Here is a 17,154-nt window from a genome sequence, read left to right as displayed (position 1 = left end):
GGGAGTTCACGGGCCGCGAGAATGAGATGGAGTGGATCTGTGGCGCAACTCGCCAGCGGTATGTCCGACCAAATTGAACAAGCAGAGCTTGTGAAGGTCTCGGCTACGGTCACGTCGACCGCCGTGAGACCGTTGAGGGCAAGCGCTGCTTCGAACAGGCCTCGACGATCTACGAACGCATCGGAGTGCCGCCTGACGCCGGTCGTGTTGTCACGGCTATCTCTCAGCTCAAGACTTGATGTGCCTTGAACGCTTCCGCTCTGGGTGGACTTGCTTTCTGCCGACACGGCTCGGGCATGTACCTCTTGGGCTTTCCCTGTTTGGTGGACCCACAGCCCGAATATCTGATGTTCGTGAGCTCGACTCTGTCTTCAAGATGGCCGCTGCGATCCGTGGACTCTCACCTCCAGCGCATAAGCCTCGCCTTTCGTGGACGATTCTCCGTTGCCAGCCTTCAGACGCGCCGCGTTGACGGTCGAGCGGTACAGGATCGAGTCGTTAGTGGGTACCGATGACGGTGAGCGCGGCCCACCTGTAGAGCCAAGTCGACTGGTTCGGGCCGCGCATCACCGGATCGCGAAGGATTTGCCCCAGTAGTGCGGATATCGATTCGTGGTCAGGCATGCCGGTGTACAGCCTGGTCAAGCACTGACGCATCGGACCGTCCTCACTGTCGATCTCGAAATGTGCCGAAACGACATTGGTAGCTCCGGCGGCCAGCGCGGTGAGCGCCAGTCCCAGTGGTTCATGGTGGTCCTCGCCACCGGGAAAACCGCTGTGGCACGAAGCGAGCGAGATGGTCTTCGGCGCTTGTGCTGTGCTGTCGAGGAAATCTGCGGCGGTGAGGATGGTGGCTGAGCCAGCGAGGATGGCGTGCGCCAGCCCAGGTTCCCGGTCGCCATGCGCCGCGAGCACAGCCGTCTGCCACTGGGCACCGCCACGGACGAATGCGTCCTTGACCGCACCCAGGTCGGTCAGCGCGAGGTGCCCGGCGGGGTGGAAGGCCAGTGCATCGAGTTCAGGTGCCGTGAAGTTTGCCTCGGGGTCTAGCCACGACACCGCCGCTTTGGGAACGTCAGCGGACCGTTCACGATCTGCGAGTGCCATGAGGAACCTCAAAGACGGAGACAGCACGATGTCGGCGTGGTCAACCAAGAAGCTGTCATCGCCGAGGGGCACCGCGGCGAACGGCACCGCCCAGAGCCATCCTGTGGGCACGATGACGAGCTTGAGCAGTGCGCGCGTATCGAGGAGCTCCTGATGAGCGGAATCCGGGATCACAGCACCCAGCGGTTGGAGACTTTGTGCTCTGAGGTTGAGGCGATCCAGTAGATCCTGTTGCGTGAGAATCGTTCTGAGCATTGAGATCTGTTCTGACACTGCGACGATCTGCGCGGTGCACTCGCCTGACGGTGATCGCCATACGGACACGAGGTACTCACCGTCGTTCGTGGTGACTGGGACGATGAGCAGGACGTGTTCCTCAATGGCAGCCAGCCGTTCGACCCGCACTGGTTCTGCCCCGAACGTGTCAGCGAACAAGTCGTTCGTCCGGTCGGCCAGCATGCGCCGCAACTCGTCACGCCTCGCAACGAGTTCGGCGCTGTGGCGGTCGGCGAGGTCCTCGATTGGTTGAGCGGAGCGGACTCCTCGCAGGCTTGGGTCCCGCACGGTCAGCGCATCGTTGATTCGCCCGATCTCGCTGAGCAGGCCAGCCAGATCTGGCGGCAACGCACGGGTTCCCCGGCGCAACAGGCCGGCAAGTCGTTCGGTGCGCAGCCGTTCGGCGATTTCCAGAGCAAGTTCGCCGTCATCGATTCTGGCCGCCAGATACATCGCATGCTCGTAGTGCGCCCGCACTGTGTTGGCGATATGCCGACGCGCGGTGCCCGAGGCCACTGCCGCGCGAATCGACTCGGCGTACTGTACCGCTGATCGAAGATGGCGGGCTGTCGCGTCAGTATCGCCGAGTGCGTAGGCCATCTCAGCGCTGCCGGCCGCCGCGGCGACAGCGAACGTGGTGGCGCTGGCATGCACGGCTTCAGCCTCGGCTGCTTGGTACGCCTCCAACGCGGCGGCGGCATTTCCCGCTGTGTTCTGGAGCTCGGCGTAGAGAAGGTGGTCTCGTGCGCGGTCCAACGAGTCGCGGGCCTCACCGCCCAGTCGACGGGCACCTTTTGAGTGCCCCGCACCGAGGATGTCAATCAGGTCGATGTGCCACCTGACGCTGCTCCTGCCGGTGGCCATGCCCGCGTCACGGTAGGCGCGTTCCGCCTGTTTGAACGACTTCCTGATGCGTCTAAGGGCACCAGTTGTCCGTGGCAGGTGCCGGAGGCTTCGAATCGACAGTCCGCCGTGGCGGGCCAACTCCAGTCTCGCGCGGGCCTTGAGCAGGTTGGCTTCACCGATCTTGTTGCCGCCCAACGCCCGGTAGAGCCGACCGTACTCGTCCAGACATCTTTCAGCCTCAGCGAATTCCCCCGCCACGGTATGCAGGTGCGCTAACCTCGGTCTTTCGCGCGATATCCTGTTGATCTTGCCGGTGGTTTTGTTGATCTTGTGTTGGGCGGTTCGACAAACGGGCGTGGTTGGCTCGCCGACCTGCTCATGTCGGCTGCTCCGGGGTCTTTCGGGTGGTAGGGACAGAAGGCTTGGGGTCAGGTGAACGCGGCGCGGATCGTCAACCAGCCCGTGGCGACAGCCTTGGCGTACTTACAGGTTTCGTCGATGCGGACACGGACTTGCCGTGCACCGCGTGTCATGCGGGCGCCTACGTGTAGCACCAGATTTCGGAACGTGGCGATTTCGGCGTGAGCCAGCGTGGGCGTGCTGGTGAAACCCAGTACTTTCGCCCAGCACACCAGATCGGTAGCCGATAGCAGTGTGTGCAGCCAGGCGGTGTTCTCCGCGAACCCGCGACAGGGCAGATTCCGCAGGCCGCTGGCCTTGGCTTCCCGGATCCGGTCTTCGACCCGGGCGTGCTGGCGGTGGTGCAGTTCCAGCCCTGCGGTCTGGCCGGGAATCATTCGGTCGGGGATGTCGGTGATCAACGCGGTGATCCGATGCCCATCCACATCGGTGAATCGCAACTGGGCACCAGGATGAGGGCGTTCAGCACGCACGATGACCGTCGCACCCTCCGGCCAGGCCGACAGATCCAGCATCCCGGTGACATCCGCGACCCAGGCACCGTCACGGATCCCGCCATCGCGCTGGATGGCCGCTTCCCAAGCCCGGTCGGGAATCTGATCAACCACGGCCTGGATGCGGGCATCCACCGGGAACCCGAAGGAAAACCACACTCCCTTCGTCCGACACGCCTTCGCGAACGCATGCGTTGCACCGGCGGAGTCCGAGCGGGCCACCACCCGCACCGAGTCCGGATCACCTGCACGCGGCCGAGCACGGGCAGGTAACGCGGCCAACGCCTGCTCCAGCACCGCAACGTGATCCGCGGCCGTGTTGGAGCCCGCGTTCCCCGGACGCAGCAGACCGGCCAGCGCTTCGCCACCCGAGACCTCCGGGCGGTCCAGAAACGCCAGCAACGGATGAAAACCAAACGTCCGTTTCCACGTCTTCGCCGCGTTCTCCTTGTCCTCCGAATGGGAAATCGTGACCGTGGCATCGAAATCGATGTCCAACAGATCGCTCAAGTCCGGGCCGGCACCCGCGGCCCACGCCCGCTCTCGCGCCGCCGCCCGCGCCGCGAGCACCCCTGGCAGATGTTCAGCGTCGACCCGGTCGAGCATCCGCCAGGTCGTCGGCATGCTGGCCACCGGCCCGCACACCTGGTGCTGGTCACCGAAGACCTCGATATGCGAGACACAGTCGGCGCCATCAGCGATGGCCACCGCCATATCGGCGAACACCTGGCCCGGTGCGTGCTGCCACGGACCGGCATAAGTATCGGCCAAGGCGGCGGTCACACCCTCGACCAAGCCGCTGTCCTGAGCCAACTCCCGTAACATTCCCACCCCGGCATGCGACACGACCCCAACACCGTCCGCGCTGACCTTGACCCGCTTCGACCACTTGCTACGCTTCACCCGCAAAGTGCCTTCCCGTGAGGACCACTACAGACCTAGACAATCCGTAGTTTCCCTTACAGGACAGGCACTTTCGCGCATTCAAGGACACGATCTGCGTCACACCACATGAAAGACCTGGGCTAACGGCAGGATCAGCTCGGCTTGAGTGAACGGATCGTCCGCAGCTTCCAGCGCCTCGTTGATGATGTCCTTGGCGTTGGCCCACTCGGGTGTGCCGACCACGACGCCACGCTGAATGAACTGGGCGAGGTAGACGACACCGACCATTTTGAGCTCGTCGGACCCGATGTCGATCGCGCGGTCGATCTGGTTGCGCGTCAGTTCAATGGCGGCGGACCGGTCGCCGGTCGCGTTCAACGCCCGGGCACACAGGATCTCAGCGAGGCCTAGGAGATAGCGGTCGCCGACCTCGCGGTGGACTGCGGCGGCCCGGTTAGCGAGTTCGAGTGCAGTCTCGTGCGAACCCCGTAGCAGATCCCAGCCCGCGTGTTCCCGGTCGAGGTCTGCCAGAAGGTAGGCGTCCTTACTACGGGAGCCGGCCTCGATGGCGTCCTCGAGGACTTGTCGGCGGGACTTGTCGTAGTTCATCCGCGCGCATCGAGCCAGCCCGATCTTCGCGGCGAACACCCCATCCGCGTCCGCCAACGAGGTGTACCCGACCAGAGCGGCCTCATAGGACTCAACGGCGTCGGCCGCATTGCCTTGTGTCCAGTAACTGTTGCCGATTGCCAAAGCGACTAGCGGCACATCACCACCGACGGGCTGAAGCGCGCGGAGCAGAGCACGGCCTTCGGTGCTCTTTCCCTGACGCCTCAGCACTTCGACGAACCGCACGATGGCGAGCACGTCGTTTCGCTCGTGGGCAAGCACGTTCGCCGCCGCGGGAAGGTCGGAGCCTGCCAGTTGCCAGCCGAAACCCGCGTGGGCGTCGCCCACGGGGTCGATGTGGGGGTATTTCATTACGAGTTGGCGTTTTCAGCAGTGGGATCACTGGGCTCGATTCGCACCTGCGCGTCTCGACCTACAAGGGCCTGCACGATCGGGACCGCTTTGTCGACAGTAGTGCCTGCGTCGCTCTTCGAGAATGCCGCCACCAACCGGTCCACGATCTCACTGAGCCGATCTCGATCATTTACCTGAACCTCGACGCGACCGTCAGCAAGCATCATCAGTACATATCCGAACAACAGACCGCGGTCGCGGTAAACAATTTTCTTCGCGTCTGCTCGCAGGTCGATGACCTGTCCGCCTTGCCGTCGGTCCTGCCATCGCTCAATGATCAGTCTCAGAACAGTCACACCGCCGATGATTTCAACAAACGTTACTAGGTCCAACGTGCGTACATGCACATCCTTGACGCGAGCGCCACATTCGCCGGCCAGGTCGACCAGCAACTGTTTGTCCTGTTCATCGTGCACTTGGACGATCTGCTGAGTTTCTTCCTCGGTCACCGGCTGACCTCTGTTCTCTCGCACTCGTATCTCCGGTTCTCATCTGATGAATCGTTCAGTTCGTTACAGCATGTTCCGTTGTAACGGGCTTCAGTCGCCTTGCGATGTGCTGAGCACCCTGCGGTCCTTATTCAACAAACCGCCGAAAGAGGGCTTCATGGATCCGACAACGGTACTCGGACTCGGCTACGTCGTGGGGATCTTCGTGATGACAGTTGTCATGCGTCGCCGACGGGGAATTCGTCATCATCGGCGGATCGCGATATTCGGCGAAGGCGGCGTAGGGCCGATCTGGTTCGTCAAGGCCACGGTGTGTTCGGTGTTCTGGCCGGTCACGCTGCTGGTATGGGGCGTGGCGAAAGCGGTCCGGTCATGAGCTGGTTCGGTCGCAAGCGCCGGTCACATGGTTCCCGGCAGACATGGCCGGGCGCTTAGCCTGAATCCACCGATAGACCTTGTGTTGATCTTCCGGGGTGTTCTGGTCATGTGTGGATCTTGGGTTTTGGTGGTGGGCATGGTGAAACGGCTGGCTTGTCCAGCGTGTCCACGGGAGGTCTCCGGTCGGGCCCTGGCGGGCGGGTGGTGAAGAAAAGGTCAGGCGGCGGGTGGGCTGGCGGCGGTGTGCAGGGTGGTGAAAGCCTCGGCCCAGGGCCAGTGCTCGGGTAGGTGCAGGACCGGGCGGCCTTGAGGGCGGGCAAGGCGGGCTGGGACGCAGACGAGGTGTTTGCGCAGTGTCGCGCCGCGGGCTTTGGCGTGGAAGGTGCTGGTGAGGCTGCCTGCGGCGCGCAGCAGGTTGTGGGCGAGGGCGGTGCAGACGACCCACGCGGCGTTGGCGTCGAACTGCCCCGATGGCAGATGCGCCAGCGGGCCGTCGATGAGGTCGGCGAAGGTCGTTTCGACGATCGCGTGCTGCCGGTGGGCGAGATCAGCGTCTACTGTGGATAGTTCGGTGTTGGTGAAGAACGCGTGGTAACGCCAGATCGGGAACAGGGCGTTCTCGGAGTTCTTGTCCTTCACCCGGCGTACCACCAGCCGGGCGGTGATGACGTGGCGGGTTCCGGCGAAGGCGGTATAGCCGGTCTCGGCGACCTCGGCGTCAGAGATCAGCTCGCCGGTATCGGGATCTTCCACCGAACCCGGGTAGCGCACCGCGACCCACGCGTCCTCGGCGATCGCCGTGATGGCGGCCTGGATTGACGGGTTGGTCGCCACGGTGATCGAGAACATCGCCCCGGCGCGGCGTGCGGCACTGACCACTGTGCCGGCGTAGTAGGCGGAATCGCCGCGGACCAGGATCCGTCCCGCGCGTGCCCCGGCGGCTTTCGCAGTGTTCAGGGCTTGGGTCAGTAACCTCGCCGCGCCCCGCGCGGAACCGGCGTTGCCTGCCCGCAGACGGATCGCGGCGACGAGGGGTGCGGCCAGCCGGGTGGAGATCGTGACCACCAGCGGCGAGAGCCCTCGCAGCAACAATTGGTAGCCACCGACTTTGGCCGGCCCGAACCGCGCACCTCGTTTCTGGGTGCCGTACACGCGGCGCAGCAGCGAGTCGATGTCCACAAAGGTCATCTGATCCGCCCCGGCCAGCACCGGGGTCTTCGCCGCCAGCGACACCAGCATCGCGCGCAGCACCGCGGCCAGTTGCAGCGCATGGCCGTGGGTGAACGAGCGCAGAAACGATCCCAGCGTCGAGGGCGCGTACACCCCGGTGAACAGACGTTTCATCCCGCCGTGGCGGATCACGTCCAGGTCATCGATACAGTCCGCGCCCGCGAGCATCCCCGCGACGATCGAGGCGACCTTGCCTGCCGGGCTGGCCCCAGTCGACGGGATCGGAGCGTTCGTGATCTCTACCTTCTGCGCTACCAGTTCCGACATGCCCGCCCGCTCGGCCAGCGCCATCACCGGCACGATCCCGGCGCAGGACACGAGATTCTCCTCATCGAACCGCACCGCCGCCCGCGACCACCTGTGCGATAATTTCACTGAAAGTGCCTTCCATCCCCGGGTGATAATCGAGCCTCAGTAACTCGTATTATCACAGGTCAGAAGGCACTTTCACTTGTAACACGCCGCCCCGAACACCCACTCATCAGTGGATTCAGGCTTAGAGTTGCTTGGCCGGTTCGAATATGACGTGCACGGGTCGGGTGTGGACTCGACCCGGGTGTATTCGGAGTGCATCGCACCGTTTCGCGAGTAAGCAAGCGAGGACCGGGACGGGTTCATCGCCGACGACGCTGGTGGCTTCGCGACCTACCGGCGAGCTGCCTCGTCGTCGAACTGGCGGGGATGGACGTGCGCACCCCCGATGCCTTGGCACTACTGGAATCCGCCATTGAGGTCAAGCGCAGCCGTGGGCTGCCCAGCGCCATGCTCAAGGGATACGAGTGGCAGCGTTGGTTGGAGGTCAACGGTCCCGGCACGTGGCCGTGCCGGCCGAGGCGCTATGCGTCACCGCGGTAAGCACGGATTTGGACAGCGCTGTCGCGCGGTTCGGCGGGATCGAGTTCGATGAGGAGTTGACCATCGAAGAAGCGCTCGTACTGGAGTCGATGGCATACCCGCGGCACCTTGCGCTCGCTGTGGCCATCGCACGGCCACTGTGGACATTCGTGGTCGAGCCGAGCGGAACTCAAGGCACGCGACCAGAACCGCGCTGTCGAGGTCGCGTCTGAGATCGCCGGTGTGGATCGCGGTTCGCTCGTCGAACATCCGGACGCCTTGCTCACCCGTGCGAGGCAACTGATCGGACAGCACATGGTCGCGCTCGCATACGCCACGCGGGGAGCGGCGGTCTCGTCGGACGAACCTCTCCGTCAAGCCGAAGCCATCGCAGCAGTCCGCGCCAGGCTCGACGACGACGTCATCCAGCGGACAGCCGGCGCCCTTGTGCATGCCATTAACGCGGTGCCTGGAGGATGGCCGCAGCTGCGGCAGTTGATCGACGGCGCGTAGGCGACCCGGCTGCGTTCGCCGTAAAGTCGCGAGACACTGCATCATCTTTCCGGGATCTCGGAACTCGTGATCATGCGGCACGAAGTTGATCACGTAACCTGCGGTAGCCCCCAGTGGTTGTGGCAAGCGATTGATCGTCCACCGAGCTGCTTGTTCGGCGTGTGCCGTGGTTGGCACGATGCTGGCCGATCGAGGACATAGAAAACTTGGGCGGCCGTAGCGGACGGCGAGCTCGTCATACCTTGTCGCGACTGCACGGTTGCGTTTGAGTCGGTTGATCCCGCACTCCACGGCGTGGCGCTGCTTGTAGAGCTGCGGGTCGAAGGCTGGTGGTCGGCCACCGGCCGTCCTTTGGTCTTGCGGTGCCGTGCCTGATCTGTCTTGTCCGGAATCGTGCACCGAATACCCCGACGACGTAGATACTCACGGTTGACCCGGGAGCCGTACGCCTTGTCGGCCAGCACCCGGTCCGGCCGGGTGCGTGGCCTGCCCACTGCCCGAGCGACCCGGATGCGGCCCAGGACCACCTGAAACTGAGGCGAGTCGCCGCGCTGTCCGGCGGTGATCACCAGCGACAACAGTCGCTGTCGCTGCTCGGTGGCCAGATGCAGTGCGTCCAGAAGCAACCGGCCATTGATGGGCAGCTCGAAATCCTGTGCCGCCGTCACTGCGGATAGCCGCCACGCATGCGCTGAGTAAACTGCGACACCGCCTGGCCGTCTTCTCCGGTTGCCCGAAACTACCCCCACAAGGCCACTTAACCACTGGACGCTTCTGGTTCCTGCCATTTGTCACAACGTCAAGTCCGGCGGGTCCGCGCCTTCCTCGTGCTGGGTCAGGGTGCGGTCAACGGAAGGTCCATGATGCCGGTGGCTTGCGACCAGACACAACGCCACGTGCCGCTGGCATTGGTGTAGACGTCGGTGTGCCAGGCCTCGTGCCGCGGGATGTCCGCGCCGTCGACGGTGAGTTCGATAACGCACCGGTAGCGGAGGACGACGACGTCGGTGCCGACGATGGCGTCCACGTCGCCGGTCAGCCCCAGTTCCCGGTAGGCGACCCGCCCGGTGGTGAGGAGATCCAGGTATTCGGCCTTCGTCCACACGGTGCCGGTCGGGTTGCACAACCGGTACTCCGCGGCGTGCAAGCGGTCGTAGGTGCCGCGATCCACGTCGAGGAGGCATTGGATCCGATCCTGCTCAGCCTTGATCACTTGGCTGGCCACATCGTCGGTCATACCCGCTCCTATTCACTCGTTCGGTTCTGGTCGCGACACATGCGCCTACAACCAGGTCAGAAGGCGTAGAGCTGGTCTCTCACTGACGCCATCTGTGCCGGTGCCGAGCCCTTGAGCATGGCCGTCGGCTACACGGTATCGGGGGGACCAGGGAGTACGTCACGGCCCGCTGTTCGCCGAAGAGTGGGCAGGTGAACTGGTCTCCTTTTGTAGAGGTACCGCACCTCCGACGAATGGAAGACACCCACGACGCCACGTGCGCGCCCGATCAGGAACGCGCGATCCGCACGTTCGACGACATCGTGGGTTGGTTCACGCACGAAAGGGGGGCGACCACGTGCCCCCTGCTCCAGCCCGGTGCGAAAGCTCCGTACGTGTTCGTCAACGACGTTCGGCTGCGTACACCCTGATCGGTTTCTCCGCTTACTCAAGCCAGCTTCCGGCGGTCCGTGACAAGGAACTGCGGGCCAACCAGAAGAGTCTCGCGGCGGTGATCTGCCAGCCCGGGGGCGAACGTTGAGCTGCCCCGGCCTGCGGGTGATGTCGTTGGCGCGAACTGCTCGTCCATCAACTGGTCAGGGTCAATGGCGTGTCGCTGAAGCGGTCCGCGAGTAGGTCGTCGAACAGGTCGGGCAGATTGACCGGCAGGAGCTTGTCCCGGCACAGCCGAAGCTTCTCAGCGGACCACCAGCGCCGTTCAATCAGCCCGACCTTCTCATTCTCGGAGCGTTATTCTGGCGACTTGATCACCTCAAAATAGGACAACGACCCCAGGCAAGTAAGATCGTTTTCCTCTCGCAGAAGACAACTTACAGGCGGGGTCGTTGCGTTATCAGTCTACTACAGGGCTTGCTGCTGACCAGATCCAGGAGCTTGTCGCGCGCATCTGGCAGATCATCCAATGCCATGAGAACCAAGCGTGGCCTCCGACCGTGGGACTGTATCGCGCTGTCGTGATCACTTTGGTGTACGTCCGACAGAATCTGAACCAGGCGGCCGTGGGCGATCTGTTCGGCGTCAGTCAGTCGACCGTATCGCGGATCTATCGAGGCATTCTCCCATTGATTGGGCAGGCCCTGTGCCTGCACATTCCAAACCTCAAGGAGGCCATCCGCGGCCGGCTCGTCCTGGTCGACGGAACCGATGTCCCGACCGGCAACCGTGCTGGTCACGAAGACAACTTCTCCGGCAAGCGGCGCCGCGCGGGGCTGAACATCCAGGTCGCCGCCGATACGGAGGGAGGCCTGCTGGGAATATCCGCCCCTCTGCCTGGCTCGATGCATGACCGGAAAGCGTTCGCCGAGTGTGACTGGGAAGATCTTCTGGCCGAGACCTCAGTCATCGGTGACCCTGCCTATCAGGGCACTCACACGATTACGCCTCGCAAAAAGCCAAAGGGCGGCGAGCTCTCGGCTGGCGACAAGGTGAACAATAAATTCATCTCCTCACTTCGATCCGCCGTCGAGCGATGTATCGCGCATATCAAGAACTGGAAGATGATTGCGACCGGCTATCGAGGACGCCTTTCCGAGCTCCCCAACATCATCCGGATCATCACATCGCTCGAGTTCTATCGACTCGGCTGGTAACCCTCATGAATAACGCTCTCGGTCGGTTTCAGTGCCACCTGTGGCGCGGCACTGGACACCCGGCCGAGAAAGACATGGTCGATACGATGGTGATCCCGTTCCTTGTACCGGAAACGAGATTCCCGCACCCACAACTCACGTCCCACATCCCGCAACACGATCCCGGTTTCCTCAGCGACCTCTCGGCACGCCGCCTCGCGAAGGCTTTCACCGTCATCGACGCCGCCGCCTGGCAGTTCCCACCAGTGGTGGCTGGGGTTGGTCGGATCCAAGGCGTGGATGAGCAGCATTCGGTCGTCCGCGTCGAGTAGCAACACACGGGCTCCGATTCGTGGCGTGACAGCGCTATTCGACATCCTGCGCATCCCTCATGGTCGACTGGCGGAGACCACGAGTCAGGCCTGGTATCAGCCCTGGCTCGCCGTATGTGGCTGCTGAAACGTGTGCGACGTTAGCAGCGTCAGCATCAAGTGCTTGGTGAGTTCGCACAGTCGGTCAGCCGGACACTTGCCCCGGGATCCAGTCGATGTGCTTCGTGCCGGGTGCCCGTCGGCGATCAGCTCCCGTAGCAGAGTCGAGGCTGCCGCTGCGAATGCTGGTGATTGGAAGAGCAAGAAACTTCTGAGCACTTAAAGATCTTTCGGTAATAGGGTGAGTCGTTGCGGGTGATTCGCCTTGCCTGGTAGGACAATCGTGGTATGCCAGAACCGTCACGATCGGCCGGCCAGCGTCGGAAAGCCCGGAGCGGCAAGAAAGTAGCTGCCCGCCGTGATTTTGAGGCGTTGCGGGAACGCCGGATGCGGGCTGCGGAGATGTTCGATCGCGGCAAGCGGCAGGTCGATGTGGTGGTGGAGTTGGGAGTCTCGGCGCAGACCGCTTCACGGTGGCACCGGGCGTGGTCGACCGGCGGACGGCAGGCATTGGCCGGGGCTGGCCGTGCCGGGCGGCTGCGTAAGCTGACCGATGAGCAGGTAGCCGCGGTGGCAGGCGCGCTGGCGCAGGGGCCGAAGGCGAACGGATTCCCGACCGACATGTGGACGCTGGCGCGGGTGGCCAAGGTGATCGAGAAGGTCACCGGGGTGCGGTACTCGCAAACCCAGACCTGGACGATCCTGCGCGAGCGGCTGGGCTGGAGCAGGCAGCGTCCCGCCCGCCGCGCCACCGAACGCGACCAGGAGGCCATCGACAGGTGGGTGAAAAAGGAGTGGCCACGCATAAAAAAAGCGCCCGGCGCCGAGGGGCCTGGATCTGCTTCCAGGACGAGTCCGGATTCTCCCTGCTGCCCGTAGTCCGGGCCACCTGGGCGCCACGCGGCCAGACCCCGGTGCTGACCCACCGGTTCTCCTGGAAACGCCTGTCGATGTCCGGCGCGCTGGCCTACCGACCCGACCGCAGCGAGGCGGTGTTCGTGTTCGGCATCAAAGAAGGCGCCTACAACACCGCCTCGCTGATCGAGTTCCTCACCGCTCTGCACGAGCACCTCGACGGCCAGAAAGTCACCCTGATCTGGGACGGCCTGCCCGCCCACCGATCGAACGACATGAAGGCATGGCTGACCACCCAACGACACTGGCTGCACGTGGAACCGTTGCCCGGCTACGCCCCCGACCTCAACCCGATGGAAACGGTATGGGGCAACGTCAAAGCACGCGAACTGGCCAACTTGTGCCCCGACACCCTCGACGAAGCCCACACCGCCGCGCAGACCGGCCTGGAACGCGTCGGCAGCAGCTACCAACTGTGCTTCAACTTCCTCGACCACACCGGCCTTTCCCTATGACATAACTCACTCAAATACCGAAAGGTCTTTAGGACTCTTTGCTCGCACCCGCTGCCACCGGAGAGCGCTGCAATGACCTAACCATGGGACTATCGCCGGGTGCGTACACCTTGTGGTCAGCTTCGCCGGTTGGTGTCGGCAGCGCCTGGTGTGCTCCTGTCTCTGCGAGTACATGCTTCACCAACTTGATCGACTTGGCTTCGTTGAGTGCCTGATCGCGAAGTTCTTGGAAGGTGTGGAGGCTGTCTGACAGCGCTTCCTTGTCGTGTGTGTCAAGAGATCCGGCGACATGGTCAATGGTGGATCATCTGGCGCCGCTGCTGGCGCTCTCGCCGGTGACCCGTAAGCACAGCCCGGACACCGTGCTGATCGTGGACGGCACGCTGGTGCCCACCCACGACCGGAGCATGTCCGCCTCCAGCAAGAACTATCGGTACTCGGTGAACATGCAGGTTGTCATCGACGCCACCACCTGCCTGGTCGTCGCGGTCGGCGAGCCCACGCCGGGCAACCGCAACGACTGCCGCGCCTACACCGACTCCGGCGTCGATGAGCAATGCCGGGACGCGACGGTGATGGCCGACGTATTGAATTGATGGTGTCGTTTTGTTGCTGTCTTTTTCCGTTTACTACGGCAGCCGCACCTTGTGATATTTGAGGTGTTGTCGCTGGTAGTGGCTGCGGCGGGCTCGGGTTTGGTGGCGTCGTCGCCAGTCTGACCAGTGGTTGGTGTGGGTTTCGGGGTGGACCGGGTGGGTGAGGGTGGCCCAGAGTCGTCGAATTTCGTTACAGGACAACGGAATCAGTTGGCTTAAGGTGGCGAGATCGCCCCTTTTTGGTCATTGCGGCCGCGTTCTCGATATGCGGTGACGGCGAGGAACGCGGCGGCCAGCATCGCCAGGGTGATGTGCCGGTACCAGACGTCGTACTTGCGCACCTGATAGTGATCCAGTCCGGTCTCGTTCTTGGCGAACTGGAACGTTTCCTCGACCGCCCAACGGGATCCGGCTACCCGGACCAACTCGGCGACGGGTACTGGTTGGGTGCTGTGGCAGATGTAGTAGGCCAGCTCGCTGGGCTTGGAGATCGAGCGACGCACCAGCAGGAGGTGCTCGTCAGCGCCGGGGTCGATGAGCAGCCAATCGTAGAGGCGATGTCCCTTGCTGCCCTTACCGGCTGAGAGTCGTTGCCAGCCTCGTTTCGGCGCGGTCGCGGCGAGTTCGTCGGCTCGCTGAGGCCCGGTTGGAGTGGTGAACCGGTCGTCGCAGGAGACCGCCATGACGTAGTTGATGTCCTCGTCCTCCAGCCAGTCCCGCAGTCCGGGGTTGTCGCCGTAGGCTTCGTCGGCGGTGAACCAGCCCACCGTCTGCTTGCCGTGCTTGGCGATGAGTCGTTCGAGCATCCGCCGCGCCAGCTTCGGTTTGGTCGCGAACCCGACCGTGTCCGCGATGCCCGCCTCGGCACACCGCTCCCGGTCACCGGTCCAGGATTTCGGCAGGTAGAGCTCTCGGTCGATCAACGCCCGCCCCCGCGACGACACGTAGGTCAGGAACACGCCGAGCTGGCAGTTCTCGATACGCCCGGCAGTGCCGGAATACTGACGCTGCACGCCGGCGGATTTGGTGCCCTTCTTGAGAAAACCTGTCTCATCGCCCACCACGACCCCGCTGGGGTCGGCGAGAGTGTCCAGCACATAGGAACGTAGATCATCCCGCACCGCCTCGGCGTCCCAGCGGTAGAAGTTCAACAACCGCTGCATGCCATCCGGAGTCAGGTCACCAGCCTGCTCCGCGATGGTCCAGGAGTTCTTACGCTCGGCTGCCGAGAGCAGTCCCAGCAGGTACATCCGTGCCCGGCGACGTGAGTCCGCCTGCGCGAAACGCCCGGCCACCAGCGCGAACATCTCATCGAACCCCGCTCGCCACCGCGTGAGGCGATCATCAACTACAGTCTTCGACGCGGCCACCGCGTCTGCTTCGAGTCCTAACACACCTTGAAGTTGATCACGCGGTGGCCGCGTCCATGATCACGACCCCACACCAAGATCACACAGTGCGGTTGCCGTACTATCGACTCGGCTGGTAACCCTCATGAATAACGCTCCTTGTCTGTCGATATGGGAAAAGTGCTCCTGAGCGGGGAGAATAAGGATTGTAGAGGCCGTTTGTTCTACCAGTCCAGGGAGCACTTTTCGGGTGAATACTACGCCAGAGTGGACGCGTGGGTTGGCAGTGGAGGTGGGCGGGATCGGTGTGGTTTCGCATGTCGGGGCGGCGGCGCTGCGGCTGCTGGCTACCAAGGTTGGTTTGACCTCTGGGTTGTCGACTGCGTTGCGGCGCAAGGGATTCATGCCGACACATGATCGCGGCCAGGTGGTCACCGACCTCGCGGTGATGATCGCCGATGGTGGCGAGGCGATCAGCGACATCGCCATCGTGGGCGATCAGAGCGAACTGCTGGGCCCGGTGGCCTCGATGCCTACCGCATGGCGGATCCTGGACGAGGTCACGCCGGCCAGGTTAAAGAAGATCGCCTCGGCTCGGGCGAAGACCTGCCGCTACGTGTGGACGCTGATCAAGGCCCGGCACGGCCGGATCCCGCCGGCCAGGATCGCCGGTGGGGATCTCGGCGCGACGGTCGTGATCCGCCTGGATGCCACCCTGCAGACTGTCCACAGCGAGAAACAACACGCGGCACCAACCTACAAACACACCTTCGGATTTCACCCACTGACCGCATGGTGTGACAACACCCGCGAATCGCTGGCCTTCCAGCTACGGCCCGGCAACGCCGGCGCCAACACGGTCGCCGATCACCTCACCGTGCTGGGCGAGGCGATCACCCAGATCCCCGCCGAACGCCGCCGCGACCTGCTGATCACCTGCGACGGTGCCGGCGCCACCCTGGAATTGGTGCGCCACATCACCACCCTCAACGACCGACGCGGGTTTCAGGTGCACTACTCGATCGGGTTCGACCTGGACGCCCGTGTCCGCACCGCGATCGGCCGGATACCCGAACAGGGATGGCAGGCCGTGCTCGACCCCGACGGGCAGGCCCGCGACCTGGACAAGGCCGGCGTCGCTGAGTTGACCGGCCTGCTGCGCCACAGCGCTGGCGGCGACACACTCGCCACCTGGCCCACCGACATGCGGGTGATCGTGCGCCGCGAGAAACCCCACCCCGGGGCACAACTGTCGCTGTTCGAGGAACACCACGGCTGGCGCTACCAACTGCTGGCCACCAACACGCCCACCGGGCAGATCGCGTTCCTCGAAGCCCGCCACCGCACCCAAGCCCGTGTCGAAGACCGGATCCGCTGCGGCAAGGACACCGGGCTGGGCCGCCTGCCCTCCCGCGACTTCGCCATCAACCAAGCCTGGTGCGCCACCGCGACCATCGCCTGCGACCTGCTCGCGTGGCTGCAACTGCTCACCCTGCACGGCGAACTCGCCCACATAGAACCGAAAACACTGCGCTACCGACTCCTGCACACCGCCACCCGACTGGTCCACGGCGGACGACAACGCACCCTCAAGATCCCCGCCACCTGGCCCTGGGCCACCCACCTCGCCGCCGCCATCACCACAATCCTCGCCCTACCACCACCCTGACCAGCCACAACCCGACCCAACGACCCGAAAGGACCCAACCCGGCCCCTGGAACCGGCGTCCACCCGGCACGACAGCCGGCGAAACACCCTGCCACCAACCACAAAACAAGATCAACAAGAGGTTGACGACACGGCGCCAGAACAGACGATCACACCCGTGAATAGCCGAGGTTAAGGGCGCCCGTGCTGAGGCACCTACCCTTGTGTCCACCAAACCGGGAACGGTTCACGGGTGAGCTGTCCGGATTGTCCTTCCCGTGTGACGGAAGCAGAGTCAAACGGGCATTCGGGCGAGGAGTTCGAGGGCATCTTCCTTGTTTGTCGACCGTTGTGGTCGTTTACTGGTTGGTGTAGCCGATTGAGGTGGTGTTTATGTCGTCCTCCCTTGAACAGTAGCGTTAGCAGGCCTTCGACGAATTTCAGTGGAGTCGTTGGGAGGTGATCGATGTGCACCGCAGGATGGCTGAGATCGAGGTGAC

16 protein-coding genes and 2 pseudogenes are annotated in these 17,154 nt (G+C 63.6%); 9 read left to right on the top strand and 9 right to left on the bottom strand.

Annotated features, from left to right (window positions below; all coding sequences use genetic code 11):
- Positions 1 to 498: 498 nt before the first annotated feature.
- The 4 genes from LWC34_RS58090 to LWC34_RS17205 all read right to left on the bottom strand — a co-directional run bounded on the left by LWC34_RS58090 (position 499) and on the right by LWC34_RS17205 (position 5,500).
- A complete protein-coding gene (locus LWC34_RS58090) occupies positions 499 to 2,487 on the bottom strand; it encodes a CHAT domain-containing protein (protein ID WP_233726052.1) in 1,989 nt (662 codons plus the stop codon).
- Between the two features lie 170 nt (positions 2,488 to 2,657).
- Positions 2,658 to 4,046 (bottom strand): IS1380 family transposase, encoded by a 1,389-nt coding sequence (locus LWC34_RS17215; RefSeq protein WP_233726051.1) that lies wholly within the window; start codon positions 4,044 to 4,046, stop codon positions 2,658 to 2,660.
- Between the two features lie 99 nt (positions 4,047 to 4,145).
- Positions 4,146 to 4,985: a hypothetical protein gene (locus LWC34_RS17210; protein WP_233726050.1), complete on the bottom strand. Its 840-nt coding sequence runs from the start codon at positions 4,983 to 4,985 to the stop codon at positions 4,146 to 4,148.
- Positions 4,986 to 5,008: 23 nt separating this feature from the next.
- Positions 5,009 to 5,500, bottom strand: a complete 492-nt coding sequence (locus LWC34_RS17205) for a hypothetical protein (RefSeq protein WP_233726049.1) — start codon at positions 5,498 to 5,500, stop codon at positions 5,009 to 5,011.
- 157 nt (positions 5,501 to 5,657) lie between these two features.
- Between LWC34_RS17205 and LWC34_RS17200 the strand changes: the two genes are divergently transcribed.
- Positions 5,658 to 5,876, top strand: coding sequence for a hypothetical protein (locus LWC34_RS17200; RefSeq protein WP_233726048.1), 219 nt, complete (start codon positions 5,658 to 5,660; stop codon positions 5,874 to 5,876).
- Positions 5,877 to 6,094: 218 nt separating this feature from the next.
- Here the strand turns inward: LWC34_RS17200 and LWC34_RS17195 are convergent, their stop codons facing one another.
- A complete protein-coding gene (locus LWC34_RS17195) occupies positions 6,095 to 7,483 on the bottom strand; it encodes an IS1380 family transposase (RefSeq protein WP_233722400.1) in 1,389 nt (462 codons plus the stop codon).
- Positions 7,484 to 7,887: 404 nt separating this feature from the next.
- On the opposite strand from LWC34_RS17195, the gene LWC34_RS17190 reads away from it, so the two are divergent.
- Positions 7,888 to 8,175, top strand: a complete 288-nt coding sequence (locus LWC34_RS17190) for a hypothetical protein (RefSeq protein WP_250109446.1) — start codon at positions 7,888 to 7,890, stop codon at positions 8,173 to 8,175.
- A 10-nt stretch (positions 8,176 to 8,185) separates the two neighbouring features.
- Complete coding sequence (locus tag LWC34_RS17185) at positions 8,186 to 8,455, top strand: hypothetical protein (RefSeq protein WP_233726046.1); 270 nt, start codon at positions 8,186 to 8,188, stop codon at positions 8,453 to 8,455.
- Positions 8,456 to 8,544: 89 nt separating this feature from the next.
- On the opposite strand, the gene LWC34_RS17180 is transcribed toward LWC34_RS17185, so the two are convergent.
- Together LWC34_RS17180 and LWC34_RS17175 are read right to left on the bottom strand one after the other, a co-directional pair.
- Complete coding sequence (locus LWC34_RS17180; protein ID WP_233726045.1) at positions 8,545 to 9,123, bottom strand: transposase; 579 nt, start codon at positions 9,121 to 9,123, stop codon at positions 8,545 to 8,547.
- Between the two features lie 167 nt (positions 9,124 to 9,290).
- Positions 9,291 to 9,692: a nuclear transport factor 2 family protein gene (locus tag LWC34_RS17175; protein ID WP_233726044.1), complete on the bottom strand. Its 402-nt coding sequence runs from the start codon at positions 9,690 to 9,692 to the stop codon at positions 9,291 to 9,293.
- 233 nt (positions 9,693 to 9,925) lie between these two features.
- On the opposite strand from LWC34_RS17175, the gene LWC34_RS17170 reads away from it, so the two are divergent.
- Both LWC34_RS17170 and LWC34_RS17165 read left to right on the top strand, forming a co-directional pair.
- The gene (locus tag LWC34_RS17170; protein WP_233726043.1) at positions 9,926 to 10,102 is read left to right on the top strand and encodes a hypothetical protein; all 177 of its coding nucleotides are present in this window, start codon (positions 9,926 to 9,928) and stop codon (positions 10,100 to 10,102) included.
- Between the two features lie 414 nt (positions 10,103 to 10,516).
- Positions 10,517 to 11,281 (top strand): transposase family protein, encoded by a 765-nt coding sequence (locus LWC34_RS17165; RefSeq protein WP_233724674.1) that lies wholly within the window; start codon positions 10,517 to 10,519, stop codon positions 11,279 to 11,281.
- Here the strand turns inward: LWC34_RS17165 and LWC34_RS17160 are convergent.
- Positions 11,263 to 11,637 carry an NUDIX domain-containing protein gene (locus LWC34_RS17160; protein ID WP_233726042.1) on the bottom strand — a complete coding sequence of 125 codons (375 nt, stop codon included), beginning with the start codon at positions 11,635 to 11,637 and terminating at the stop codon, positions 11,263 to 11,265. The genes LWC34_RS17165 and LWC34_RS17160 overlap by 19 nt on opposite strands.
- Before the next feature lie 342 nt (positions 11,638 to 11,979).
- Here LWC34_RS17160 and LWC34_RS17155 point away from each other — a divergent pair.
- The 3 genes and pseudogenes from LWC34_RS17155 to LWC34_RS17145 form a co-directional block, all read left to right on the top strand.
- A pseudogene (locus LWC34_RS17155) lies at positions 11,980 to 12,471 on the top strand (winged helix-turn-helix domain-containing protein); the annotation flags it as partial.
- Positions 12,384 to 13,061, top strand: a complete 678-nt coding sequence (locus LWC34_RS17150) for an IS630 family transposase (protein WP_308200091.1) — start codon at positions 12,384 to 12,386, stop codon at positions 13,059 to 13,061. The pseudogene LWC34_RS17155 and the gene LWC34_RS17150, both read left to right, overlap by 88 nt.
- 236 nt (positions 13,062 to 13,297) lie before the next feature.
- Positions 13,298 to 13,645: pseudogene (locus LWC34_RS17145) on the top strand (transposase); the annotation flags it as partial.
- Between the two features lie 227 nt (positions 13,646 to 13,872).
- Here the strand turns inward: LWC34_RS17145 and LWC34_RS17140 are convergent.
- On the bottom strand, positions 13,873 to 14,964 hold the full coding sequence (locus LWC34_RS17140) for an IS701 family transposase (protein WP_443667746.1): 1,092 nt from the start codon (positions 14,962 to 14,964) through the stop codon (positions 13,873 to 13,875).
- Between the two features lie 328 nt (positions 14,965 to 15,292).
- Here LWC34_RS17140 and LWC34_RS17135 point away from each other — a divergent pair, with 328 nt between their 5' ends.
- The gene (locus tag LWC34_RS17135) at positions 15,293 to 16,675 is read left to right on the top strand and encodes an IS1380 family transposase (RefSeq protein ID WP_233726461.1); all 1,383 of its coding nucleotides are present in this window, start codon (positions 15,293 to 15,295) and stop codon (positions 16,673 to 16,675) included.
- Positions 16,676 to 17,154 lie beyond the last annotated feature (479 nt).

The organism is Kibdelosporangium philippinense, assembly GCF_021390435.2.
Lineage (GTDB): Bacteria > Actinomycetota > Actinomycetes > Mycobacteriales > Pseudonocardiaceae > Kibdelosporangium > Kibdelosporangium philippinense.
Note: the sequence above shows the minus strand (reverse complement) of the source record. Positions and strands in the feature narration are given on the sequence as shown.

Coding starts and splice junctions, on each gene's coding strand:
- LWC34_RS17200 (WP_233726048.1), top strand. CDS start 5,658: ATGGATCCGACAACGGTACTCGGACTCGGCTACGTCGTGGGGATCTTC.
- LWC34_RS17175 (WP_233726044.1), bottom strand. CDS start 9,692: ATGACCGACGATGTGGCCAGCCAAGTGATCAAGGCTGAGCAGGATCGG.
- LWC34_RS17170 (WP_233726043.1), top strand. CDS start 9,926: ATGGAAGACACCCACGACGCCACGTGCGCGCCCGATCAGGAACGCGCG.
- LWC34_RS17160 (WP_233726042.1), bottom strand. CDS start 11,637: ATGTCGAATAGCGCTGTCACGCCACGAATCGGAGCCCGTGTGTTGCTA.
- LWC34_RS17140 (WP_443667746.1), bottom strand. CDS start 14,964: ATGTTCGCGCTGGTGGCCGGGCGTTTCGCGCAGGCGGACTCACGTCGC.